This is a genomic window from Halomarina halobia, assembly GCF_029338575.1.
Lineage (GTDB): Archaea > Halobacteriota > Halobacteria > Halobacteriales > Haloarculaceae > Halomarina > Halomarina halobia.
Genome location: NZ_CP119993.1, coordinates 588057 through 611945 on the forward strand (window position 1 = coordinate 588057; position 23889 = coordinate 611945).

Consider the following 23889-nt stretch of genomic DNA (forward strand, 5'->3'; position numbering starts at 1 on the left):
CCCCATGAGCCGCGTCCTCCTCCTCGCCCGCGAGCTGCCCCACCCGCCGAACGCCGGCGACCGCATCGTCACCTACGGGTTCGTCCGCGCGCTCGCGGCGCGCGGACACGACGTGCACGTGCTCGCCTACCGACGCGACGACGACGAGCCGAGCGCGTCCGCGCTGCGCGAGTACTGCGCGTCGGTGCGGCGCGTCCCGTCCGCGGACTCGCCGCTGCCGCCGACCGCTCGGAAGGCACTCAACTACGCGCGGGGGCGCTCGGACGTGATGGCGATGTTCGACTCGTGGGCGTTCCGCGTCGTCGCGGCGCACCGCGTCCGCGAGGTCGACCCGGACGTCGTCCTCGCCCAGCACCCCTACATCGGCCAGGTCGTCCGGGACGACCGGGTGGCGCGCGCGATCGACGAGGCCGGCGCTCGGGTCGTCACGAACGCGCACGTCGTCGAGTACGCCGCCCACCGACGCTACCGCGAGTGCACCGACGACCCGCGGACGCGGGCGGAGCTCGCGCTCGAGATCCCGCTCCTCCGCGCGAGCGAGCGGGCCGTCTACGACGCCTCCGACCGCACGCTCGTCCTCGGGGAGCGTGACCGCGAGCGACTCGACGGCGTCGGCGACGTGCGCGTCCAGCGCGTCGCGCTCGACGCGGACGACTACCGCCCCGCCGACCCCGCCGACGCGGTCCCCGACCGCCTGCTCTTCTTCGGGTCCTACAACTGGTTCCCGAATCGCGACGGGATCGCGTGGTTCGTCGAGGACATCCTCCCGACCGTGAGGCGGGCGCGTCCGGACGTCGAACTGCTCGTCGCCGGGCGCGGTGCCCCGGAGTCGGTCCGGGCGCTCGGCGACCGCCCGAACGTCCGGTTCGCAGGCGAGGTGGGGGACCTCGCGCCGCTGGTGCGGAGCGCGAGCGCCGTGGTCGCGCCGCTCCGCGTCGGCGGCGGCGTCCGCATCAAGGTGCTCGAGTCGATGGCGTGGGGGGCCCCCGTCGTCACCACCCCGAGCGGCTTCGAGGGGGTCCAGGCGACGCCCGGCGATGACCTGCTCGTCCCCGATTCGACCGGCGGGTTCGCGGACGCGACGGTCCGCGTGCTCGAGGACGACCGCCTCCGCGAGCGGATCGCCCGCAACGCCCGCGAGACGGTCCGCGAGCGCTACTCGACCGACGCCGTCGCGGATCGACTGGAGGAGAACCTGGGGCTCCGGTAGCGCCGGGGGAGCTCATCGAGCGCCGGCCGCGGCGGCTACCGCTCGCGCTCGGTCGCCGCCTCGCGCACCCGCTCGACGAGCGCGAGCGCCCAGCGGCTCTCCTCGATGCCGCGGGGCGGAGCCTCCCCGGCTTCGAGGGCGCGGGCCGTCCGGTCGAACAGGTAGTAGTGACCGTCGGGGCTCTCCGCGAGGTGGACGCCGAGGTCGTCCTCAACGCGCTCGCGAGCGTATTTGCGGAGGTTTCGCGCGCCGGCCTCGACGGCGTCGCGCGCGCACTCGACGTTCCGCCGGAACCGCTCGTTCCAGAAGTGGTAGGGACCGGCCTCGGCGTTGCGGGCGTCGATCGTCATCGAGGGGAAGTCGACCGCGATCGAGCCGTCCGCGCCGAAGACGCGGACCGAGGTGCCGCGCGAGGAGCCGGCGAGGAACGTGATCGAGCAGAGCTCGTCGTTCCGCCCGACGTACTGCAACTGGACGCCGTCGTACTCGACGCCGTGGTCGTACTCGTCGGTCGAGCGGGTCAGCACGTCGACCGCCGACTCGTCGCGCGGCAGGCCGCCGAGCGCGAGCGTGAGGTAGAGCGGGTGGGCCATCCCCTCCTCGAGCGAGCCGCCGGGCAGGTCGAGCACCCAGGAGCCGCGGTAGGTCTCGTCCGGCCGCCCCTCGCCCGTGACGGTGGTCCGGACCGCGCGCACGGGGCCGATCTCCCCGACGGCGACGCGGCGGCGGACCTCGCGCATCACGGGGTAGTAGAGCCAGTTGTGGACGACCGAGACGGGGACGTCGCGCGCCCCGGCGAGGTCGACGAGCTCCTCGAGTTCCGCGCGCGTGGCCGTCGCGGGCTTCTGCACCGTCACCGGGACGCCGCGCTCGACCGCCAACCGCGCGAGGTCGAAGTGCGTCTGCACCGGCGTGGCGACGTGGACCCAGTCGAGGGGTACCTCGTCGAGCATCGATTCGGCGTCGGCGTACGCGCGCGCACCGTACTCCGCCGCCGCCTCCGCCGCGCGCTCGGAGTCGGTGTCGCAGATCGCGGCCAGCGTCGTTCGCGGGTTACGCGCGAGCGCGGGGAAGTGGTTGTTCCCGGCGACGATGCCCGCGCCGACGACTCCGGTTCGGAGGGTCATACCGACGGAGGTACCCCGGCCCGTCGCAAAAGGGTTCGGCGCGCGAACCGAAGGCCGACGGGCGGGAGCCGCCTACGCCGGCCGGAAGACCGGCGTCCCCGGATTGCCCGCGTCGACGTACCCGAGCGAGCGGAGCGCGTAGACGAGGTCGACGAACGCGTGATCCGGGTCGGCGGTGAACGGTCGGCCGTCGGCCGTGTACTCGGCGGTCCGCCGGACGAGCGAGTCGAGCGCGACGGCTCCCTCCACGTCGGTCAGGACGCGCGCGACGACCTCGAGGGCGGGCGGTGGCGCGGCCTCGTAGGCGCGACGCTTGCGCTCGACGCGGCGGCGGAGGTCGGCGTACGTCCGCTCGCCGACCGCCTCTGGGCTGCGTTCACGCGTCACGTACTCGACCAGTCGGCGGTTGGCCGCGACCGCCTCCCCCCAGCGCTCGACGGCACTGACCGCGAGGTCGGCGAGGCCGTCGAGGGGAGCGACGAGCGGGTGGTCGGCCGGGACGCACTCCTCGATCCACGGCTCGTCGCGCAGCAGGAGCACCTGTCCGCTCGCCGCCTGCTCGAAGGGCGTCCGCGCCATCGTCTCGTACTCGCTGGCGCAGACGGCGAGGTCGCCCTCGCGTAGCGTCCGCTCGTAGGTCGCGCGGTCGGCGTTCGGGTACGCCGTGACCCACTCGGGGGCGCTGGCGGCCGCCGGGATCGCCTCCATGCTCGTCAGCACCGTCCCGACGCCGAACCGCTCGTGGAGGCGCTCGCCGATCGCGAGTAACTGATCGACGTTCTTCTTCGACCACATCGACCCCGCGAGGTGGAGGGTGCGCGGGGCGCTCGCGTACGTCTCGTCGAACGCGTCGACGTCGATGGGGCTGCCGATCGACAGGGCGTCCGCGTCCGCGCGCGCGACGACCTCCGGGCGGAGGAACCCTCGCGCGTGCGCCCGGAACTGCCGTCGGTCGACGTCGGCGGTGAACCACCGACCGTCGGCGAACGCCACCGCACAGCACTCCATGTACATCTGGAAGTCGTTGCGGTACGAGCAGTACCGGTACTTGAGGGGGACCTGCAGGTCGTGGACGTTGGCGATCACGTCGAACGGCCGGACCGACGCGGCCCAGTGATCGACGTGTTCGAGCAGCCACTTGTAGAGGAGGAAGCGACCGCTCCTGAGCTGGTCGACGACCGCGTCGAGGTAGGCGTCGGCCTCGAAGATCCCCTCCCGTATCGCCTCCAGCTGCGCCGTGGTGTAACCGGTGTCCGTGAGCAGGTCGCGGTCCGCGCCCCGTCCGAGGGACTCCGCCTCGAGGAGCGTCACGCGCTCCCGGTCCGCGAGCACGTCCGCCCGCTCGTAGCCGGCCGCCGCCCGCGGCGGGAGCAGCCAGTAGACGTGGAGCGCCGGGTCGAGATCGAGCCACCGACCGATCCACGCGACGGCGTCCCGGAGCGTCCCGCAGGCGGTGGCGTCGCGCGGGCGGTACACCTCCGGGACGACGAGCACGCGCATCGGATCAGTCGCCCGCCGAGGGGTCCCGAATCGGGCGAGGGGCGGGGCTGGACGCGCGTTCGTCGCCGGCGACGAACGCCTCGTCGACCGCCCTTCGGACGGCTTCCTTGAACCGCTCGCGGCCGAATCGCCGCTCGATCTCCTCCGGCCCGACCCGGAGCTCACGCTGGAGGCCGGGGTCCGAGAGGACGCGGTCGATCTTCTCGACGGCGTCGTCGACGGAGTCGTACAGCAGCCGCTCGTCGTCCCGGACGATGACGTGCTGTCCGCCGTCGGAGGGGACGAAGGGGAGCGTCCCCCCGGCGGCGAGTTCGGCGACGGCCATCCCGAAGTGCTCGTGTCGCTTGCCGTGTATGCCGAACCGGTGCGTGCAGACGCGCCGGACCAGCTCCTCGCGCGGGATCTCGCCCTCCAGGTCCACGTACTCGCGGTCGCCGGCCAGCGCCGCCACCTCCTCGCGGTACTCCTCGTCGACCGTCGGCCCGATGACGTGCAGGTCGACGTCGTGGCCGCGCTCGCGCAGGCCGTCGACGATCTCGATCGTCTCGACGATCCGCTTGCTTCGCTCGACGCGGCCGATCGTCACGAAGCCGTGTTCGCGCTCCTCCCACGGGAGCGGGTCGAAGTCGGACGTGTCGATCGGCGGGTAGAGCACGTCCGGTCGCGTTCCGTAGGCGTCCTCCACGACATCGGCCGTCCACGGGGAGTTCGCGAACAGCGTGTTCGAGTGGATGTCCTGCCGGGTGACGCCGGCGACCCACGTACAGAGGCGCTCGTAGAGCGAGTCGTCCTCGACGGTCGGGTGGAAGATGTGCTCGCGGTTGTCCAGGCTCACCGTCCAGTCGAACGGGAAGTGGATGTACTGGATCGAGTCCGCCTCGAGCCCGAGTTCGTTGATCGTACTGACGAGCAGGTCGAACTCGTCGGCCCGGCGACGGGCGTACCGTCCCAGGAGCGCGTTCTGGAGGACGTAGTACTTGAGTCCGAACCACTCGTTGATCATCGGCGCGAGCCATCCGGCCTGGCGGACGTCCACGGCGTCGACCTCGGTGTTGAAGTAGCCGTTCAGTTCGTCGAAGTCGGGATCGGTCAGCGTCAGCAGCGTCACCTCGTAGTCGTCCTGTAACGCCTCGAGGACGTTCATCGCGACCGCCTCGCCGCCGCCCTTCGCCATCAGATCCATGTGGACCACGCCGATGCGTCTCATGTCGTCGGTCGTACGACGGGAGGGGCGCTAACGGTCGTGCCTGTGTTTGCGGGGTGTTATTCCGTCGACCCCCGCGCCCTACCGCATCACCGTCGAACTCACCGGTTCTCGCTCGTCTCGGCGTCGGCCGGCCGGCCCTCGGCGTCGGCCCCCTCGTCGGGGGCCGCGGCACCGGTCCCCTCGTCGTCCGTCCCCTGACCGTAGGTCTCCTCTACGTCCGACCGCTCGTACTCCTCCTCCGGCGTCGCCGCACCCTCGCTCGACTGCTCGGCCCGCTCCTCGTCGCGGGCGATGACCTTCGCCGAGACGTACGTGAGCAACCCCAGGAGGAGCAGCGGGAAGACGGTGAGGAAGTGGCTCATGAGGAACATAAACAGGTTGTGCCTGAAGGGCGAGTAGACGGCGAACAGGACGACGAAGAACGCCAGGATCCCCATCGGGATCAGGTTGACGGAGATGTCCAGCAGGCGCTCTCGGTCGATCTCCGCGTCCGTTGGAACGAGCGGTGCCATACCTAGGCCGTGGTCCCGCGCGGGCGATAGGGCTTCTGCCAGCATTGTCAGCCCGCCGCCTCCCCCGAAGGGCGGAGCGGGCGGTCGGACGGGGAGTATCGGGGCGCTCGGCGCTCGAGCGGTCGGGAGGCGCGCTCCGCGGATACCGTGCTTCCTTGCACTTTCGGACGCCGTCGTTTCGGAGGAGTGCGGCGATCGGACGGTCGTTACGGCGGAGCACCGGGGTCGCGCCGGCGCACGGACGACCGTGTCGTCGCGTACCGCGACGTCGCCGTCCTTCGTCCCGCTCGGGGTCGATCCGACAGTCGTCCACCGGGTCTCGTCCGGTCGAATCGCCGGCCTACACGTCCTGGCCGAATCGGGGGCCTCCCCCGTCAGGGTTCGCGACCACGAGCGGCTCGTTCCCGTCGTCGAACATCTCCCGTACGGTCCGCTCCGTCCCTCGACCGGACGCGGACTGTAGCATCGCTCGCTCGTGGACGTGACGGGCGGCGTCGGTCAGTTCGTCGGCGACCGAGAGGTCCCGCTGCACGGTCTGCCAGACGTTCTCGCTCCCGTAGAGGTAGTACGCCTGCTCGTCTCGCCACCCGTAGTTGTGCCGGGTCGAGTACTCGTACTCGCCGTCGTCGCGCTCGTATCGGCGCTGAACGTCGTCGAGGACTGCGCGTAGCCGTTCCGGATCGACGGAACGTTCGTTCGCGACCGTCGTAACGAGACTGTCTGGAAACGGATGCTCGGCCATGGAATCGTCCTCCGGTAGCGGAACTAAAAGCGCCGGCCGTAGAACGCTGTCGCCTTGACTTGCAGGTCACATCGTCGAAGCCCGGCCGACGTCGGACGCGTGACGTCTCCCGCCGTCGCCGTACACGTCCCACCGACCGCCGCCGCGGATCGAGCAGGCACCGCGACTGACCTACGGCCGCGCGAGAGCCTCGTACCGCCCTTCGAGCGCGTCGACCGTCCGCTCCCACGTGAACCGCTCCTCGGTGCGGCGACGGCAGGCGCGACCCGCGGCGGCCCGCTCTTCGGGCGAGAGCGCGGCCCAGTCTGCCATCGCCTCGGCGAGCGCGTCGACGGTCGGCTCGGGAACGAGCGGGTCCGCGGGGGCGGCCGCCCCGTCCGCGTACTCCGCCAGTATCTCGACCGTCCCCCCGACCGCCGTTCCGACGACGGGCGTTCCGCTCGCGAGGGCTTCGAGCGTCGCGAGCCCGAACCCCTCGAGTCGCAGCGTCGGGAGGACGAACACGTCCGCGCTGGCGTAGACGGCGGGGAGGTCGGCGTCGGGGACGTACCCGAGGAACGTGGTCGCGCCGCCGACGCCGAGTCGTCCGGCCGCCTCCTCCAGTTCGGCGCGCAGGGGACCGTCGCCGGCGACGTACAGCTCCGCGTCCGGGTGCCGCTCTCTGACCCGCGCGAACGCCTCGAGCAGGATCCCGTGACCCATCCGCGGCGAGAGCCGTCGCACGGTGAGGAGGGAGACGCCGTCCGCGGTGTCCATCGGATCGAACGGGCCGGCGTTCGGCGAGTAGCGGTCGGTGTCGACGCCCCCCGGAACGACGGTCGGCGAGGCGGTTCCGGCCCCGTACACCCGGCGGAGTTCGTCGGCCATGAACCCGCTGAGCGTGACGACGTCGTCGCAGGCGTCGAGCACTCGCGCCTCGATCGCGCGACGGAGGCGGGCGTTGAGTCGCCGGCGCGTCGGTCCGATCGTCGCCTCGTGGCCCGCCCGGATCCGGTACTCGGTCGGCCACGGGCTGTGGAAGGTACACGTCCGGGGAATGCCTCCATCCGCGGCTAAGTGTGCGAGGGACGACGTCACCGGTCCCTGGAAGCTCAGCACGTCGACCCCGCCGCGTCCCGTCCCCCTGGTCGCGCCGAGGTCGTCGACCGCTCGCGCGACGGCGGCGACCGCGCCGGGGAGCTGTGCGGCGATCGAGGGGGCCGACTCGCCGGCGATCGCGACGTCATACCGGCGGACGTCGATCCCCTCGATACGGTCCCTTGCGGGGACATCGCCCCTGCGACGCGTGATGACGGAGACGTGGTGACCGCGGTCGACCAGCCGCCGGGCGGTCTCGTAGACGTACCGTCCCGTCCCGCCGGAGCCGGGATCGGGATAGAGATCGTGGGCCGTGATGAGGACGTGCATGTGTCTTCGAACGGGCTACGGTGTCGGCTGTCCCGACGCGACGGTCCACGGTGCCGGGAGCGCCGAGGCCCCGCGTCGGCGTACGGCCGACGGTACGGTCGTATGCTCCTTCCGCAGGGGACGCGAAAAGTGTGTTGCCGGCCGTCGTCGGGGGAACGGTTCGCCGTCGGTGAACGCGGGGACGGCGAGCGTTACAGCGAAGTCGGCGTAACGGTCCGTGCGGTTCGGCGGGCGTACGGCCCTCGCCCGACGATCGTACCGAGCACGGGAGTGTATCCGAACCGGTGGGGTACGCCGACGTTTAATACGCTGAGACGCCAAGCGCGACACATGGAGCTACCGAGCCTGACCACCGTCAGCGGGATGTTCACCTACTACATCGCGTTCATCGTCCTACTGGCGCTCGCGTTCGCGCTCTACATCGTCGCGGGGTACCTCGGTCTCGTCCCGGACCCCACGAGGATCGCCCCGTGGCCGCCGTAGCGACGCGGTCGGACGCGAACCGGCGGGGGCCACGACGCGACTTCACTTTCAGGCGTGAGGTACTCGTCGTCCGCGACCCGGCGGATCTACCACCACCACCGCTCCCCGCTGGTCCCTTCGGGGACGCTACTCCTTCGCCGCCGGCGATCACTCGAGGTAGTCGTATCCCCACGACCGCAGGGTCGCGGCGACCTCCTCGGGGTGCTCCATCGCGACGAGGTAGGCGGCCTCCCGCAGGTCGAGCTTCGAGACCTCCTTCTCCAGGAGCCGCTCCACCGCGTTCCGGAGTTCCCGTTCGCCCCTCGCCGTGTCGTCCCGGAGGAAGAACTGGTGGACGTTGTCGCGGTCGCTCTTGACCGATCCCCGGCGGAGGACCCAGGGGATGTTCGGCTCCGGTTCGGCGGCCGAGTCGTTCGACGCGTCCGGTCCGTCCTCCGCCCCACCCTCCCCAGAGGCGTCGGGCGGCGTCGACATCGCCTCCGGCGGCTGAGCCGCCCCGGTGGAGTCGGGGGACGGTTCCGACGACGACGCTTCGGCTGCCGGGGGCTCCGCCGACCCGTCGTTCGACCCCTCGTCGCCCGGCCCGTCGTCGGCGAAGGGGTCGTCTCCAGCGCCGGGCTTCATGCGTCGACCTCGGCGCGCGCCGTCTCGGGCGACTCCAGTCCGACCTGCGCGGCCAGGTGCTCCGCGAGCGTCTCGAACTGGGAGAGCGTCTCGAGTTCGTAGTCGCGCTTGCGCCGGCGGTGTTCCTCGACGTAGGTGAACGCCGAGCACTGTTGACGCCAGCACCCCTCCATGAGCGACGTCCGGTCGCGGATCACGACCGGCACGTCGAACCCGAGTTCCCGGAGGTCAGTGAGGTACGTCTCCTGATCCGACGTCCCCTTCACCCCGTTCGGGACCGCCGCGAGCACGCCGATGTTGATGCCGAGTTCGGCCTCGAGGCCGTCGACGAGGTCCTGGAGTCCGGCGACCGACTGCTCTCCCTTTCCGGAGAGTTCGAGCGGGATGACCAGGTTTCGCGTCGCGAAGAGCGCGTTGTAGAGGTGGGGCCCGGCCGTCGCCGGCGGGTCGACGACGAGCACGTCGTACCGCGAGGGGACGTCCGCCTCGCGGATCACCCGGAAGAGCTGTTCGTGCATCGGGTAGGCGTAGCCCGGGTCGGGGTTGGTGTCCTCCTCCAGGTCGGCCGTCTTCATCAGGAGCTCCGTGAGCCGTTCGAGCATGTTGTGCGACGGGATCACGTCCACGCCGTGTTCGGTCTCGCGGACCAGGTCCTCGAACGGACCCTGCGGGCGGCCGATCATGTGCCGAACGAGGTTGTCCGCGCCGCCGGTCGCCCGTTCGTCGTCCACGTCGAGGAGGTAACTCAGGCTCCCGTCCTGCGGATCCATGTCGATGACGAGCACGTCGTGTCCGGCGCGCGCGTGCGCGACCGCGCAGTTCGCCGAGACGGTCGTCTTCCCGACGCCGCCCGCCTCGGAGTAGGTCGTGTACGTGAGCATCCTGTCCGATCAGATCGACTGTACGATAATAAAGACTAGTCAGACGTGTCGGTGTGACTAAGTAGTGTTACTGAATATTTAGACTGAATAGTGTTACTAACGACGCGTCCCCTGCGCGGAGTACGAGGGATCGCACCAGGGAGGGCCGTCCCCTACTCCCGCAGGGAAACGGCACCTCAAGTGGGAGGGCATATCGGCAACCGACCGCCGCGAACGATAGGGCTCCGCGCGCTGTTCCGGACGATCTGTCGGAGCCCGTTGACGAGTTCGCCGCGTCAGGAGCGGGTGACCGATTCCTGTTCCGGCTGGTCGCCGATCCGGAGCGAACTCCGGATGAGCGCCCGGTTGCCCCGGCGCAGTCGTTCGGAGAGCGCCTGGTGGGAGAGGTCGAGTTCATCGGCGAGTTCGTTCAGCTCGACCTTCTTCGGGACGTCGTAGTACCCGCGCTGACAGGCCAGCACGAGCGCCCGGTACTGCTCGTCGGTGAGGCCGTAGAGCTGCGCCGGTTCCCCCTCCATGTCGTGGATCGACCGCACGTCGAAGGTCAGATCGTTCGACTTACAGAAGTCGTGGGTCGCGGAGAGCGACTCGCGGTCCGGGTACATTATCCTGAGCTGCCACCTCTCGTCGGTGCTGCGCGCGTCCATGATCGTCGCCCGCGCGTTCGTCACCATCTGGATGACGAGCTGCACCTGGTCGATCCAGTCCATCTGATAGAGGATCTCCTCGTCGAACTCGGCGAGCTTCGACAGGTTGTCGACGCTCGGGTCCTCCTCGATCGCCCCCTCCAGGGCCTCGTGGTCCGCCCCCCGGGCCCACATCAGCGGCATCACGATGTCCTCCCCCGTCTCTACGATCTGCTCGGTCTCGAACTCCACCCCCGGAAGCGCGGACAGCGTACTGTACAGGGCGAACTCCTGTGCCGGGATCGACGCGCTGACGATTGTCGCCATGGATACTGACTGTACGCAGTCCGCGACGGCGTATAACTGTCACGTGTTACGTGACGCCGTGCGCGGACGACCCGCTGGGCCGAGAGGCCCCAGTGCCGCCGATCCCCGCCGGATCGGCGGCTCCTCGACCGTACTGGGCACTGCGGGCCGTCCCCGATCCCCTGCCGACCCTCACACGAAAACAGGGGGCTTCCCGTGCTGTCGTCCCCGCGCCGTCGATCGGTCCGCGCCGCTACTCGACGTCGGCATCGACCAGTTCGAACAGGTCGTCGAAGTCCGCCGGAAGCTGGTCGCGGACCTGCGACAGCTCCCCCGGCGGGACGGCCCCGCTCACCACGTCCAGTATCGCCTGCGCGTGGTAGGCGGCGTCGGCCCGGTCGTCCGGGTCGGTCATGTTCTCGCGCTCCCAGACGCGGTCGATGAACTCGTCGTAGTCGAACCGCTGGCCCGACTCCGCCTCGATCAGGAACCGATCGATCTCCATCGGGAGCGGCCCGGCGAGGTCCTCGGCCTCGCCCGCCTGGAGGCGCTCGCCGAGCGTCGTGAGCGTCGCCCGGATCGCGCGAACGGACTCGCCCGTGCCCGGCAGTTCGAGTCGGTTCTGAACCTGACCGGTGAACTCGTCGAAGTTCATGGTAGATCCCGTCTCGAGTTAGACGGTTGACTCACATAAGAGACACCCCGGCGAGTCCCTGCACTACGAGCGCCGTTCGAGCCAGTCGCACGCCCGTGACGAACCGCGAATCCGGCGCGGACGGCCATTCGTACGCCGGCAGTAGACTTACGCCGCGGTCGGCCGAATTACGGAACCGGTCGGCGGTCGACCGAGGAGCACACCCAGCCATGACCGAGATCGGCTACACCCTTTCGAGCGAGGAGCACAGCCCGAACGACCTCGTGGAGCACGCGAGGCGGGCGGAGGAGGCGGGATTCGACTTCCTCTCCATCTCCGATCACTACCACCCGTGGGTCAGCGCGCAGGGCCACTCGCCGTTCGTGTGGGGGACGCTCGGCGGCGTCGCCCACGCGACCGACGAGGTCGACGTCGGCGTCGGCGTCGCGGCGCCGATCATGCGGATGCACCCGGCGATCTACGCGCAGGCCGCGGCCACGGCCGCCGTGATGTTCGAGGGTCGGGAGTTCTTCTTCGGCGTCGGGGCCGGCGAGAACCTGAACGAGCACGTCCTCGGCGACCACTGGCCCGAGCACGCGGTCAGGATGGAGATGCTCGAGGAGGCGGTCGAGGTCATCCGGAAGCTCTGGACCGGCGAGCAGGTCAGCCACCGCGGGCCGCACTACACCGTCGAGAACGCGCGACTGTTCACGCTCCCCGAGGAACCGCCGAAGGTCTGCGTGTCGGCGGTGGGCCAGCGGGCCGCGCGGGCGGCGGCCGAGTTCGGCGACGGGTTCTGGGCGGTCGGACCCCAGGAGACCGTCCGGACGTGGGAGGAGGAGGGCGGCGAGGGACCCCGGTTCTGCCAGCTCTCGGCGTGCGTGGCCGAGACCGAGGAGGAGGCCGTCGAGACGGTGCACGAGATGTGGCCGAACACGGCGCTACCCGGGGAGCTGAGCCAGATCCTCCCCACGACCGCCCACTTCGAGCAGGCGACGTCGATGGTCACCGAGGAGGACATCGCGAGCGGGAGCACCATCACCGGTCCCGACGTTCAGCCCCACCTGGACAGCATCCAGGAGGCGATCGACGCCGGCTACGATCACGTCTACGTCCACCAGGTCGGCGACGATCAGGGGGCGCTGCTCGACCTCTACGAGGAGGAGGTCCTCCCGTCGTTCTCCTAGCGGCCGTCGGCGATCGCCCCGGTCGCCCGACCCCCTTCGTCACTTCGTCGCCAGCGCGCACGTCGCCGTTCCGCTCCTCGCTCCGGACCCCGTCGAAGCGGGGGACGCGTGCGTCCACTGCGAACTGGAGGAACCCGTAAGCGGCCTCCTCGCCGCGCTGTCCGCGTCCGAAGTGGTCCTCGACGTGCCGCTCGAGTTCACGGCCGACGGCCGGGTCCGCGCGACGCTCGTCGGCGACGACGCGACGATCGGGGCGGCGGTCGCCACGATCCCGGACCCGCTCGCGGTGACCCTCGAGTCGAACGGCGAGTACCGCGCCTCGATCGGTGACGTGCTCTCGACCTCGTTCGAGCACTCGACCAGCCGCGCGGCGGCGTCCGAGTACTGTAGCACCTTCTGCATGTCGCCGTCGATGTCGAAGGTGCCGCTCATCAGGCCGTCGATCGCGCCGATCTCGCCCTGCGTCATGCGGACCCAGTCGCGGTAGTCGCCCCGGTAGACGAAGCCGTAGTCGGTCTCCTCGGGGTCGTCGACCGCGCGGCAGCCGAAGGTGTCGCCGTCCTCGAGGCCCACGAAGAAGTAGCGGTCCTCGGGCAGGCGGTCGTCCGCCCGCAGGTGGAAGACGAAGTTCCCGTTGAAGTCGACGCCCCAGCCCCGGCTCGTCTCGCGGTAATCCTCGTCGTTCGCGACGACCTCCTCCCATCGCTCGATCCATTCCTCGGTCGGGAAATCGTACGCCATTGTCGTGGTCCTCCGTGTGAGCACTGCCGCCGCGTGGCGGCACTACGCGACAGGCACCGACCGAACCTCGATAAGGATTGAGCCGGGTATAGGTGGCGGGTTTATGGTCGAGGGCGACCGGCGGTCGATCGTCGGTCGCACCACCCTGCGTCGCCTGCGACCGGACACCGTCACCCGTAGGCGCTCATCCCCGTGAGCTCCTTGCCGACGACGAGCTTCTGGATCTCGGTCGCCCCGTCGGGGATCGGCATCACCCGCGCGTCGCGGAAGTACCGTTCGAGGCGGTTTCCGGTCTTCAGTCCCTCGCCGCCGAAAACTTGAATGGCGTCCGAGGTCACCTCGACGCTCGTCTCGCTCGCGTACCCCTTCGCCATCGACGAGAGGAGCCGCGCGTCCGGAGCGCCCTCGGCGAGCGGGCCGCCCGGCGGGAGAGCTGTCGGGACGTCTCCAGCCCGACCCGCATGTCGTAGAGCTTCTCCTGGACGAGCTGGTGCTTGGCGATCGCCTTGCCGAAGGTCTCGCGGTCGGTCGCGTACGCGAGCGCCTCGTCGAAGGCGGCCTGCATGATGCCGGCGGCTACGTGCTGCTCTGTAGCGCGTCCCCCGCGCCGACTGTCGGATCGGGGCGGGCGAGGCCGTCCAGCGGGAGCTGCTGGGGCTTGACCTGCTCTGCCCGGCCGTTCGCGTGCGACCGGTCGCACGCGAACGGGGCGCAGATCGCCGCGCTGACGTCGTGACACTGGCGTTCGCGGCTACCGGCGAGTGTCGGCACAACGCGTTTACCGGCGTGACCGGTGCTAGCGACTGGAGGGATTCCAGTGAGGCGATCCGAACCGACGCCGTCCCCGACCGGGTCTGACCCCGGTCGGGGACGGCCGGCCGACGCTGCCACGGACACCGGCACGCCCGAGGTGGTGCGACGATGGTGATCGGGCGAGCGACGCGGGAGGAACCCGGCGATCGTGAGGCGGTCGTCGACGAGATACGGACGGCGACCGAACCGGTGTCGACCGCGGACGACCTGGACCGCCTCCTCGACCGCGTCGGCGACCGGCGGTACGTCCTGCTCGGCGAGGCGTCGCACGGAACGTCGGAGTTCTACCGGTGGCGAGCGCGGCTGACCGCGCGTCTCGTCCGCGAGCACGGGTACGACTTCGTCGCGGTCGAGGGCGACTGGCCCGACTGCTACGCGATCAACCGCCACGTGAAGGGGCTGTCGGGATCGGGCGAAAGCGTCCGGGAGGTCCTCGACTCGTTCGACCGGTGGCCGACGTGGATGTGGGCGAACTGGGAGGTGCTCGCGTTCCTCGAGTGGCTCACCGCCCACAACGAGCGGCGTCCCGAGGGTGAGCGAGTCGGGTTCTACGGACTCGACGTGTACAGCCTGTACGAGTCGATGGAGGCGGTCGTCGAGTACCTCGAGGACGTCGACCCGGCGGCGGCCGAGGACGCCCGGGCCGCGTATCGCTGCTTCGAGCCCTACGGCGAGGACGCACGGGAGTACGCGCGGGCGCTGCGGATGGTACCGGAGTCCTGCGAGGACGAGGTCGTCGACGTGCTGGCGCGGCTGCGCGAGGGGGCCGGCGAACGCGGCGACCACCGGGACGACCGCTTCGACGCGGAGCAGAACGCGCTCGTTGCCAGGAACGCGGAGGAGTACTACCGGGCGATGGTGAGCGGGCACGAGGACTCGTGGAACGTCCGGGACCGGCACATGGTCGAGACGCTGGACCGACTGCGCGAGCACCACGGCGCGGACGCCAGGGGGATCGTCTGGGCGCACAACACCCACGTCGGCGACGCGCGGGCGACCGACATGGAACGCGCCGGGCGGCTCAACATCGGCCAACTCGCCCGCGAACGTCACGGCGCCGACGAGACGGCACTCGTCGGTTTCGGCTCGTACGAGGGGAGCGTGATCGCCGCCGACGCCTGGGGATCGCCGATGGAGGAGATGTCGGTCCCGGAAGCCCGCCGGGGGAGCCACGAGGAGCTGTTCCACCGCGCGGGAGCCCGGAACCGGCTGCTGCTCTCCGACGACCTCGCGGCGGACACCGCGCTGGCCGAGTCCCGGGGTCACCGCGCGATCGGCGTCGTCTACCACCCGGACCGCGAGGCGGCGAACTACGTGCCGACGGTGCTTCCGGACCGGTACGACGCGTTCGTCCACCTCGACGAGACGCGCGCGCTACACCCCCTTCACACCCACGCCGACCGCGAGACGGTGCCAGAGCTCTATCCCACGGGGCTGTGAGCGCAGCCGCAGGGGGCGACGGCCGACATCCGCCGACGCACCGTTGCGTCTACACGACAGTCAAGTATCGGAAAATGTCATCGATAACAGAAAGTTCATTACGACTGCCTCGAATGGGCCGTACGTCGGCGGCAAACGATAGCACGTGACCCCCGACACCCCCGTGACAGGGACGACCGGCCGGCGACCCGTCAGTCGGAGCGTATCGCTGGGTTCTCCGGGTCGCCCTCCGGACGCCCCCTGCTACTGTCCCTTCGTACGGCGAGTCACGACGACCCCGTACCGCCGAGGACGGGGAACCGATCGGCGGCCCGGTCGAACGCGCCTCCACCATCGCGGGAGGCGCGTTCGACCACGCTCACTCGCCGTCGGCGACGGCGTCGAGCACGCGCCGGAAGCGCGCGTCCACGTCCTCCGCGATGGGGTCGAGGGCGGCGTTCTCCACGACCGAGAGCATCGCGCCCGGATCGACCGCGCTCACCACTACGTCGCCGGCCGCCTCCTCCCGGACGACGACGTTGCACGGCAGCAGCGCGCCGAGGTCGGGTTCGGCGTCCAGTCCCTCGCGCGCGAGCGCGGGGTTGCACGCCCCGAGGATCCGGTAGCGCGGGTAGCCCTCGAGACCGAGCTTCTCCTCGAACGCCGCCCGCACGTCGATGTCCGAGAGGACGCCGAACCCCTCCTCCGACAGCGCCGCCTCGGTCCGCGAGACGACCCGATCGAACTCGTCGTCGACCCGCCGTTGCATTCGATAGCTCATACCCGACCGTTGGTCGTCGATGTACATAAATGGGTTGGCTCCACAATACTATTATCTCGTCCAACGGGTCGGGGGATCGGGTTCGAAGGACGAGACGATCGGCGGGGTACCGCGCGACCGATCTCAGTCCGCGGAGGTCGCCGTCGCTCCCTCCCCGCGCTCGATCGGCTCGCGGCGGTGGAGCCAGTAGAGGAACAGGAAGAACCCCGTGGCGAGGACGTTCAGGACGAGTTTGTAGTCTACCTCGACCTTCACCTCGGCGATCCGCGCGGTCGAGGGGTCGGGGACGAGCCCGAGGCCGAGAAACAGGAAGTGGACCGCGACCCCCGTCGCCACCGCCGCGGCGAAGATCATCGCCGAGAGGACGGCGGCGAAGCGCGCGCCGTAGTACTCCCGGTAGGCGTCGACGATGGGCGGGACGACGAGGTCGGCGTAGATGTACGACAGCACCGATCCGAACGGCAGCCCGCGCGTCCAGAGGACGGTCCCGAAGGGGACGTTACCCACCGAACAGACGAACGTCACGACGCCGATGAGCGCGCCGAGCGCGCTCGTCCAGAGGATAAATACGGGCGCGTTCGACGCCGCGCCGGCGAAGACGCTCGTCCACACCGAGTCGGGGATGAACCCCGCGATCAGCCCGGCGAAGACGAACCCGATGGCGATCTCGTCCCAGAGCATGCCCCACTCCTTCCACTGCTTGTCCGCGAGCGCCTGCCAGCCCGCGAGCGAGGTGGCGCGTTCGCGGATCGTCGTGTTCGCCTCCTCGGGGTCGAAGCTCTCCCTGCACGAGACAGAGCAGAAGTAGTACGTCCGCCCGTCGCGTTCGAGTCTGTGCTCGGTCTCCTCGGGGGTCACCTCCATCCCGCAGACGGGATCGCGGGCGGTCGGTTCCTCGTCGTCAGCCGCGTTCCGACGCGCCGCCTCGACGAGTTCGTCGGGGACGAGGAGGACGAACCCGAGGGCCATCAGCGCGATGAGCAGCAGGCCGCCGACGAAGTCGGCGAGCAGGAACTGCCACCCGAGCAGGATCCAGATCACCGCGCCGATCTCGATGACCAGGTTCGTCGAGGCGAACATGAACGCCCCGAGCGCCGCCGACGCGGACGCCCCCTTCCTGAAGAGGTTCTTCGCCGTCGCGATGGCGCTGTAGGAACAGGACGAGGAGACGAACCCGAAGAACGTCCCCGCCCCGATCTCGCGGGGACCGTGGCCGTCGAGGTAGTCGGAGATCCGCTCCTTCGAGACCCACGCCTCCACGCCGCCGGCGATGGCGAAGCCGACGACGAGCGCCCACCACGTGATCCACGCCATCGCGAGCGTCGTCGTCGCGGCCTCCCGTCCCCCCTCGATCAGGAAGGTACCCAGCGGCCGAGTCGTCGTCAGCGCGCCGATCGCGACCGTCGCCGCCGCGACCAGCAGCAGGAATCCGTACTCCCATCGGTCCATGGTTCGACGGGACGTACGCGCGCCTCGCCCAATCGGATTGCGGTTACGAGAACGAAATCCAGACTCGCGGTGCCGCCGCCGAGGGTCGGCCGGTTCTCGCCCGCTACCGCGAGATTCGCCCCGGTCGCAGGGCGCACACCCGGTCCGGGCGCGCCCGGCACCACATCGGGCACACGATACCGAAATCTGCGCGCGTCCGCGCGTGGAATTCGAAAGTTCGGATCGGCGCGGACGCCGGGATCGCAAACCCGCGACGGGGTGGAACCCGCTCGTCTCGGAACGTGAGGTGCGACGACGAACCAGGGACGTCGTTATCGTCGATGCCACCCTCGTGGAGGAACGTACAGCCCGCGTCGGTCAGGTAGCTCTCGCCGTCCTCGACCGTCCCCAGTCGCGTCGGATTCGCCATGGCGGACCTCTCGCCGGACGGTCGTCACTGCGAGGGTGCGGCGACGATCCGGGTCGCGGCCCGGTCGCCCCTCCGACGGACGACTACAGTTCTGGAACGTCCGCGGGCGTGTCGAAGTCGTGGAAGTGCTCCCCCTTCTCCTTGCTCAGGATGTCGAGGGCGGCCGCGCCCCCGTCGCCGGCCGAGATGACGGCCTGCCACTCCTGGTTTCGGACGAGCGCGCCGGTCGCGTAGACGTTCTCGACGCTCGTCTCCATGCTGAGGTTCACGGCGACCGTGTCGCCGTCCGTGTCGCAGCCGAGGTCCTCCGCGAGTTCCCGGTCCGTACCCGTCGCCAGCACGAGGTAGCGCGCGTCGTACTCGCCGTCGTCGGTCGTCACGCGGAACCCGTCGTCGGTCACCTCGACGCCGGTCACCCCCTCGCCCGCGCGGAGGTCCGCCCCGCGGTCCTCGACCTGCCCGCGCGCGAGCGCCATGAACTCGTCCCCCGCGATGCTCCGTATGCCGAGGTAGTTGAACAGGTGCGCCTTGTGCATCCACGTCTCGTCCGTGTCGAAGACGACGGTGTCGAGCCCGTTCTTCGCCGCGAACAGGGCGGCGCTCAGGCCCGCGGGCCCGCCACCGACGATCGCTACGTCGACCATAGCTCGCCGTTCACCGGGCGACGGGATAAGGATTGTCACGACGGGGTCGAGTCGGCTCGCGCCGCGACGGGACGACCGTCCGGGCCGCCCGGCGCGACTGCGGGGTACCCGGGAGAGTTGGAGTACTCGGGGTACTTATCCCCCTTCGCGGTAATTCACGGACGATGACGGACACCCCGAACGACGACGAGGGGCCGTCCGAACGCCGACGACCCGGGCCGCGGAACAAGGTCGTGCGGGTGATCGAGGCGTACGGACTGGGCGACACGGGGGCTCGACTCGAGGCCGAGTGGACCGCCCCGGAGGACGGACGGAGCCTGCGGGAACTCGCGGACTGGTTCAACCGTCGCGTCCTCGAGACGGCGCTCGCGGACGCCGGCGTCCCGCCCTCGGAGCGCGACGTGGCGGAGACGTATCGGCTGCTGTCGGACGACGACGTGACCGGGGGCGAGCGCCGGCAGGTCGAGGCGCGGCTCGAACGGACGGGCGTCGACGTCGAGTCGCTCCGACGCGACTTCGTGACCCACCAGGCGATCCACTCGTACCTGACGAAGGTCCGGGGGGCATCCGCGCCGACGACGAGCGACGAGGGACAGCTACGGAAGGACCGCGACCGCCTCGAGCGACTCCGCAACCGCACGTTCGCGGTGACCGAGGAGACGGTCGGCCGGCTCAGCCGGACCGACCGCCTCGCGCTCGACTCGTTCTCGGTGTTCGTCAACGTGCAGGTCGTCTGTGAGGACTGCGGGACGCGGTACGAGGCGAGCGAACTGCTGCGGGCGGGCGGGTGTGACTGTCGGTCGGAACGGTCCGACGAGTGACGGCCGAACCACCCCGACTGTTCGAAAACAGATATAACTCCGGGTCCCATCCCCACTCGTATGAAGTCGCCACAGATCGTCGCCGAGGAGGTGACGGTCGACGTCCGTAACGTCGGTGGTATCACCGAGACGGACGTGACGTTCTCTCCTGGCGTGACGATACTCCGCGGACGCAACGCGACGAATCGAACGTCGCTTCTGCAGGCGCTCATGGCGGGACTCGGAAGCACCGACGTCTCGCTCAAGGGTGACGCGGACGAGGGGGCAGTCGAGTTGACCGTCGACGGCGAGACGTACCGCCGGACGCTCCGGCGCGAGGGGTCCGCCGTCGCGTTCGAGGGTGACGCCTACCTCGACGATCCGACGACGGCCGAACTGTTCGCGTTCCTCCTAGAGAACAACGAGGCGCGCCGCACCGTCGCCCGGGGGGACGACCTCCACGACATCATCATGCGGCCGGTCGATACCGACGAGATCGAGGCCGAGATCGACCGACTCGAGACGGAGAAGCGCCGACTCGACGACGAACTCGACGCCATCGAATCGCTCGACGACGAGCTGGGCGACCTCGAGGCGGAACGCGAGGAACTCAAGCGCCGCATCGAGGCGAAGCGCGAGGAACTCGAGGGGAAGGAAGCCGAGATCGAGGCGGCCGACGCCGACATCAAGCAGTCCCGTCAGGAGCAGTCCGCGCTCGAGGAGACGCTCGGGAAACTCAGCGAGGCCCGATCCGCCCTCGAGACCGCCCGGTTCGACAGCGTCTCGGAGCGCGAGAGCATCGACGCGCTCGAGGCGGAGCGCGACGAACTCGAAACCGAACTCGCCGAGCTCCCGGACGAGCCGGAGGCGACGGGCGACCTCGAAACCCGACAGGAACAGCTCAGGGCGCGCCAGCGCTCGCTGGAGCAGACCATCAACGAACTCCAGAGCATCGTCCAGTTCAACCGCGAGATGGTCGAGGGGACCGCGACCGACGTCACCGAGGCGCTCGCCGACGACGAGGGGCCGGTCACCGATCGATTGCTCGACGGTGACACGACGGTGTGCTGGACCTGCGGGACGGAGGTCGACGTCGATCAGGTCGAGACGACGATCGACCGCCTGCAGTCGCTCCGCAAGGAGAAGTTGAACGAGCGCAACGCGGTCCGGAGCGAACTGCGGGAGGTAAAGGAGAGACTGGACGGGCTCGAGGCGCGCCGCGGGCGCCGCGAGCGGCTCGAAAACCGCCTGAGCCGCATCGAGGACGAACTCGATCGGCGGCGCGACCGCCTCGAGACGCTCGAATCGCGCCGCGAGGAGCAGGAGGCGCGCATCGAGGACCTCGAGGCCGCCGTCGAAGAGCAGGAGAGCGAGGACTACTCGACGGTCCTCGCTCTCCACCGCGAGGCAAACGAACTGGAGTTCGAGCTCGGTCAACTGGAGTCCGACCTGGAGGAGACGGCGGACCGCATCGACACCCTCGAATCGCGCCTCGACGAGCGCGAGCGCCTCGAGCGCGAGCGCGAGGCGGTCAGCGAGGAGTTGACCGACCTGCGGACCCGCATCGAGACCCTGGAGACGCGGGCGGTCGAACAGTTCAACGAACACATGGCCACCGTGCTCGACCTGCTCGAGTACGCGAACCTCGACCGCATCTGGCTCGAGCGGACCGAACGAACGGTCCGCGAGGGGCGGCGAAAGGTGGAGTCGACCGTCTTCGAGCTACACGTCGTCCGAACGACCGAGTCCGGGACGGCGTACGAGGACACGATCGACCACCTGAGCGAGTCCGAACGCGAGGTCACCGGCCTCGTCTTCGCGCTGGCGGGCTACCTCGTCCACGACGTCTACGAAACCTGCCCCTTCATGCTCCTCGACTCCCTCGAAGCCATCGACGCCGACCGCATCGCACGACTCGTCGACTACTTCGAGTCCCAGGCGGAGTTCCTCGTCGTCGCGCTGCTGCCCGAGGACGCGCAGGCGCTCGACGACGGGTACCGGCGGATCGACGAGATCTGACGGCGGGGACCGACCTACGGACGCAAAAGGGATTGCTCGTATTTCCGGCACGATGACTCCTCGGAGCAGAGCCACGGGACCCGGACTCCCGGCGCTCGGCCCGCTCGTCACCGAGGCGCCGTAACCGATCGGGGTCGGTAGTTCGCGTGGGGGCGGGTGGGCGCATCGTCCGTCGGCGCTCGTCCGTCAACGATCTCGGCCGGCTTCGCCGCAGGTGCCCCCGACGGAGCGTCCCTTCGGTTCCGGCGGATCGGTGCACGGACGCCGTCGTTCGACACCGGGACTACTCGGCCGGGGGGATCCACACGACGCCGGGACCGAATCCGATCGGCGCGACGGACGTATCGTGGCGCGGTTCCTCCTCCGAAATAGCTCTCCGGCAACGCGCCACGAACGCAAACCATTAGTGAAGATATTTTGAGTTATCGTGCGGGTCCCGAGGGGGAGGCGGTACAGGGAGGACCGACGACTGGATGACCCGCGGGGTCAGGGCCGAGCGGTTCTGGCTGGCCGAGGGGCGTGATGGGGTGTACGTTCCCGCAATTGCTGAACACGCTCACCGTTCCCGTGTTCGTCTACGGGCTCTACGCCGCGTACACCCGGAAGCCCGTGCGAACGGCGGTCTGTACCGCCGCCGTGATGGCGTTGAAACCGTGGTTCGTCGCCGAACTGATCGACCACCACGAGGCGTCGACGGCCGCCGGCGGGTGACGCCGCGTCAGCGAACGGGGGCCTCGTGGCCCGCGGTGGCGTCGAGCAGGTGTTTGAACAGGCCGCCGAGACAGCCGAGGGTGAAGGCGGTCATCGCGACGGCCGCGCCCTCGAGCGCGACGATACCGACCATCCAGACGGCGAGCGACGCGACGGCACCGATCGCCCCGATACCGAACAGCAGGAACCCGATGTCTTCGAATAGTGCCTCGAACATCGAGACAATCTCCGCGGGCGCGTACCATAGCCGTTCTGTTCTCGTCTCCGTCCGACAGTCGTGACTCCGCCCGCGATACTCGCGCGCTCGACGAAAAGGCGGCGTCAGCGGTCCTCGCCGGCGTCGTCCGCGCGGTCCCCATCGTCAGCGTGATCCACACAGAGGATGTCGCCGGTCTCCGTGTCGAAGAGGAACGGATCGCCCGGCATGATGCGTTTCCCGTCGACGCCGCACCCGTCGGCGTGGTTCAGGAAGTACCTCCCTTCCTCGTGGCCGGTGTCGAGGCGGCCGGCCTGGACCGCGAACCGCACGAGGCCCTCGCCGATCTGCGTCCGTTCCGTCGAGTCCGCGGTTTCGAATCGAAGGAGTGGCACGATAACACCCGTCGACGGTTCGAACGCCACGGGCATAAATCGTGAACCGACGTCAACGCGGAGCCGAGAGTCCCCGGGCGCGACGCGTTCCGCGGCCGACTACTCATCGACGCGGGGGTATCCGTACCTCTATCCCCGTCTCGTGAGACGTGACCCCATGGTCGCGAAGGACGCCACCGCGATTCACGAGGAGTTCGGCGGCGACCGCCTCCCGCCGGGCCAGCGGCGCACCGACCGCTTCCCGGTCCTCTCGAAGAGCGGGACGCCACGCTGGAACGCGGAGACGTGGCGGTTCACGGCGACGGGAGCCGTGGAGGACGAACGCTCGCTCTCGTGGTCCGAGTTCACCGACCTCCCGCGTGAGACCCAGCGACAGGACTTCCACTGCGTCACGGGGTGGAGCCGGTTCGACAACGAGTTCGCCGGCGTCACGTTCCCGACGATCGCCGAGGAAGCCGGCGTCGGCGAGGACGCCGTCCACGTCGTGTTCCGGTCGCTCGACGGCTACTCGACGGACCTCCCGCTCGAGGAGTGCATGCGCGAGGAGGTGCTGTTCACCTGGGAACTCGACGGTCAACCGCTCCCGTCGGATCACGGCGGACCGCTGCGGGTCGTCACGCCGCACAAGTACGCCTACAAGGGCGCGAAGTGGGTGACGAGCGTCGAGTTCCTCACGGAACCGAAGCGCGGATACTGGGAGCGACGCGGCTACTCGGACTCCGCGAACCCGTGGCGCGAGGAGCGCTACAGCACCTGGTGATCGACGGATCGCTCCACCCCGTGGCGGCGCGCGACGGTTAGTTCCGAAGCAGGTGGCAGCGACAGCGTTCCTCCGATCCGACGAATCGACAGCGGCAACGGGGCGACGACGGCCGATAATCGGTCGATCCGATCGGCGAGTGGTCGGTCTCGACGTGGTGTGAGATCATCCTCCGACTGACGTCGCGACGGGACCCCCCGTCGCTCGTCCGTGCGGTCCACGCGCACTCGGAGCAGTAGGCGGTAACCATGCGCCCCCCTTCGATCCCGGGGGAATTGAGCGTGCCGTATATACTCATACCCCTCT

The 23889-nt window shown here is 69.7% G+C and carries 25 protein-coding genes and 2 pseudogenes; 9 read left to right on the forward strand and 18 right to left on the reverse strand.

Features of this window, described 5'->3' with window-relative positions; translation table 11 throughout:
* Positions 1 to 4: 4 nt before the first annotated feature.
* The gene (locus tag P1K31_RS18190; protein ID WP_276305783.1) at positions 5 to 1210 is read left to right on the forward strand and encodes a glycosyltransferase family 4 protein; all 1206 of its coding nucleotides are present in this window, start codon (positions 5 to 7) and stop codon (positions 1208 to 1210) included.
* A gap of 35 nt (positions 1211 to 1245) precedes the next feature.
* On the opposite strand, the gene P1K31_RS18195 is transcribed toward P1K31_RS18190, so the two are convergent.
* From P1K31_RS18195 to P1K31_RS18220, 6 genes are all read right to left on the reverse strand, one after another.
* Positions 1246 to 2337 (reverse strand): Gfo/Idh/MocA family protein, encoded by a 1092-nt coding sequence (locus P1K31_RS18195; RefSeq protein ID WP_276305784.1) that lies wholly within the window; start codon positions 2335 to 2337, stop codon positions 1246 to 1248.
* 72 nt (positions 2338 to 2409) lie between these two features.
* Positions 2410 to 3837: a hypothetical protein gene (locus P1K31_RS18200; protein WP_276305785.1), complete on the reverse strand. Its 1428-nt coding sequence runs from the start codon at positions 3835 to 3837 to the stop codon at positions 2410 to 2412.
* A 4-nt stretch (positions 3838 to 3841) separates the two neighbouring features.
* Complete coding sequence (locus P1K31_RS18205) at positions 3842 to 5044, reverse strand: glycosyltransferase family 4 protein (protein ID WP_276305786.1); 1203 nt, start codon at positions 5042 to 5044, stop codon at positions 3842 to 3844.
* A 98-nt stretch (positions 5045 to 5142) separates the two neighbouring features.
* The gene (locus tag P1K31_RS18210) at positions 5143 to 5556 is read right to left on the reverse strand and encodes a DUF6684 family protein (RefSeq protein WP_276305787.1); all 414 of its coding nucleotides are present in this window, start codon (positions 5554 to 5556) and stop codon (positions 5143 to 5145) included.
* A gap of 340 nt (positions 5557 to 5896) precedes the next feature.
* A complete protein-coding gene (locus P1K31_RS18215) occupies positions 5897 to 6298 on the reverse strand; it encodes a DUF8048 family protein (protein ID WP_276305788.1) in 402 nt (133 codons plus the stop codon).
* A gap of 171 nt (positions 6299 to 6469) precedes the next feature.
* Positions 6470 to 7705: a glycosyltransferase family 4 protein gene (locus P1K31_RS18220; RefSeq protein ID WP_276305789.1), complete on the reverse strand. Its 1236-nt coding sequence runs from the start codon at positions 7703 to 7705 to the stop codon at positions 6470 to 6472.
* A gap of 330 nt (positions 7706 to 8035) precedes the next feature.
* Here P1K31_RS18220 and P1K31_RS18225 point away from each other — a divergent pair, with 330 nt between their 5' ends.
* A complete protein-coding gene (locus tag P1K31_RS18225; protein WP_276305790.1) occupies positions 8036 to 8188 on the forward strand; it encodes a hypothetical protein in 153 nt (50 codons plus the stop codon).
* A 147-nt stretch (positions 8189 to 8335) separates the two neighbouring features.
* Here P1K31_RS18225 and P1K31_RS18230 read toward each other — a convergent pair whose 3' ends face one another.
* The 4 genes from P1K31_RS18230 to P1K31_RS18245 form a co-directional block, all read right to left on the reverse strand.
* On the reverse strand, positions 8336 to 8812 hold the full coding sequence (locus tag P1K31_RS18230) for a DUF7970 domain-containing protein (RefSeq protein ID WP_276305791.1): 477 nt from the start codon (positions 8810 to 8812) through the stop codon (positions 8336 to 8338).
* On the reverse strand, positions 8809 to 9693 hold the full coding sequence (locus tag P1K31_RS18235; RefSeq protein ID WP_276305792.1) for a ParA family protein: 885 nt from the start codon (positions 9691 to 9693) through the stop codon (positions 8809 to 8811). Before P1K31_RS18235 ends, P1K31_RS18230 begins: the two co-directional genes overlap by 4 nt.
* Positions 9694 to 9968: 275 nt before the next feature.
* Entirely contained in the window at positions 9969 to 10646 is a 678-nt protein-coding gene (locus P1K31_RS18240) for a helix-turn-helix domain-containing protein (protein ID WP_276305793.1), read from the reverse strand.
* Positions 10647 to 10878: 232 nt separating this feature from the next.
* The gene (locus tag P1K31_RS18245) at positions 10879 to 11280 is read right to left on the reverse strand and encodes a DUF2267 domain-containing protein (RefSeq protein WP_276305794.1); all 402 of its coding nucleotides are present in this window, start codon (positions 11278 to 11280) and stop codon (positions 10879 to 10881) included.
* 209 nt (positions 11281 to 11489) lie between these two features.
* On the opposite strand from P1K31_RS18245, the gene P1K31_RS18250 reads away from it, so the two are divergent.
* Both P1K31_RS18250 and P1K31_RS22125 read left to right on the forward strand, forming a co-directional pair.
* Positions 11490 to 12446 carry a TIGR03557 family F420-dependent LLM class oxidoreductase gene (locus P1K31_RS18250; RefSeq protein WP_276305795.1) on the forward strand — a complete coding sequence of 319 codons (957 nt, stop codon included), beginning with the start codon at positions 11490 to 11492 and terminating at the stop codon, positions 12444 to 12446.
* Positions 12447 to 12603: 157 nt separating this feature from the next.
* Positions 12604 to 12933 (forward strand): hypothetical protein, encoded by a 330-nt coding sequence (locus tag P1K31_RS22125; RefSeq protein ID WP_438268329.1) that lies wholly within the window; start codon positions 12604 to 12606, stop codon positions 12931 to 12933.
* On the opposite strand, the pseudogene P1K31_RS22130 reads toward P1K31_RS22125, so the two are convergent.
* The 3 genes and pseudogenes from P1K31_RS22130 to P1K31_RS18265 all read right to left on the reverse strand — a co-directional run.
* Positions 12834 to 13187: pseudogene (locus P1K31_RS22130) on the reverse strand (SCP2 sterol-binding domain-containing protein); the annotation flags it as partial. The gene P1K31_RS22125 and the pseudogene P1K31_RS22130 overlap by 100 nt on opposite strands.
* A 170-nt stretch (positions 13188 to 13357) precedes the next feature.
* Positions 13358 to 13752 (reverse strand): annotated as a pseudogene (locus tag P1K31_RS18260) (acyl-CoA dehydrogenase family protein).
* An 11-nt stretch (positions 13753 to 13763) separates the two neighbouring features.
* Positions 13764 to 13958: a hypothetical protein gene (locus P1K31_RS18265; protein ID WP_276305797.1), complete on the reverse strand. Its 195-nt coding sequence runs from the start codon at positions 13956 to 13958 to the stop codon at positions 13764 to 13766.
* Between the two features lie 150 nt (positions 13959 to 14108).
* Here P1K31_RS18265 and P1K31_RS18270 point away from each other — a divergent pair, with 150 nt between their 5' ends.
* Entirely contained in the window at positions 14109 to 15440 is a 1332-nt protein-coding gene (locus tag P1K31_RS18270; protein WP_276305798.1) for an erythromycin esterase family protein, read from the forward strand.
* Positions 15441 to 15798: 358 nt separating this feature from the next.
* Here the strand turns inward: P1K31_RS18270 and P1K31_RS18275 are convergent, their stop codons facing one another.
* The 3 genes from P1K31_RS18275 to P1K31_RS18290 all read right to left on the reverse strand — a co-directional run bounded on the left by P1K31_RS18275 (position 15799) and on the right by P1K31_RS18290 (position 18702).
* A complete protein-coding gene (locus P1K31_RS18275; protein ID WP_276305799.1) occupies positions 15799 to 16200 on the reverse strand; it encodes a DUF302 domain-containing protein in 402 nt (133 codons plus the stop codon).
* Positions 16201 to 16323: 123 nt separating this feature from the next.
* Positions 16324 to 17649: a permease gene (locus P1K31_RS18280; RefSeq protein ID WP_276305800.1), complete on the reverse strand. Its 1326-nt coding sequence runs from the start codon at positions 17647 to 17649 to the stop codon at positions 16324 to 16326.
* A gap of 492 nt (positions 17650 to 18141) precedes the next feature.
* Positions 18142 to 18702, reverse strand: a complete 561-nt coding sequence (locus P1K31_RS18290; protein WP_276305801.1) for an NAD(P)/FAD-dependent oxidoreductase — start codon at positions 18700 to 18702, stop codon at positions 18142 to 18144.
* 164 nt (positions 18703 to 18866) lie between these two features.
* Between P1K31_RS18290 and rdfA the strand changes: the two genes are divergently transcribed.
* The 3 genes from rdfA to P1K31_RS18305 all read left to right on the forward strand — a co-directional run bounded on the left by rdfA (position 18867) and on the right by P1K31_RS18305 (position 22232).
* Positions 18867 to 19523 carry a rod-determining factor RdfA gene (rdfA, locus tag P1K31_RS18295; protein ID WP_276305802.1) on the forward strand — a complete coding sequence of 219 codons (657 nt, stop codon included), beginning with the start codon at positions 18867 to 18869 and terminating at the stop codon, positions 19521 to 19523.
* A 60-nt stretch (positions 19524 to 19583) separates the two neighbouring features.
* Positions 19584 to 21521 carry an archaea-specific SMC-related protein gene (locus tag P1K31_RS18300; protein ID WP_276305803.1) on the forward strand — a complete coding sequence of 646 codons (1938 nt, stop codon included), beginning with the start codon at positions 19584 to 19586 and terminating at the stop codon, positions 21519 to 21521.
* A gap of 522 nt (positions 21522 to 22043) precedes the next feature.
* Positions 22044 to 22232, forward strand: coding sequence for a hypothetical protein (locus tag P1K31_RS18305; protein WP_276305804.1), 189 nt, complete (start codon positions 22044 to 22046; stop codon positions 22230 to 22232).
* 7 nt (positions 22233 to 22239) lie between these two features.
* On the opposite strand, the gene P1K31_RS18310 is transcribed toward P1K31_RS18305, so the two are convergent.
* Positions 22240 to 22449, reverse strand: a complete 210-nt coding sequence (locus P1K31_RS18310) for a hypothetical protein (RefSeq protein ID WP_276305805.1) — start codon at positions 22447 to 22449, stop codon at positions 22240 to 22242.
* Between the two features lie 104 nt (positions 22450 to 22553).
* Entirely contained in the window at positions 22554 to 22823 is a 270-nt protein-coding gene (locus tag P1K31_RS18315; protein ID WP_276305806.1) for a DUF8075 family protein, read from the reverse strand.
* 157 nt (positions 22824 to 22980) lie between these two features.
* Here P1K31_RS18315 and P1K31_RS18320 point away from each other — a divergent pair, with 157 nt between their 5' ends.
* Positions 22981 to 23583, forward strand: coding sequence for a sulfite oxidase-like oxidoreductase (locus tag P1K31_RS18320; protein WP_276305807.1), 603 nt, complete (start codon positions 22981 to 22983; stop codon positions 23581 to 23583).
* Positions 23584 to 23889 lie beyond the last annotated feature (306 nt).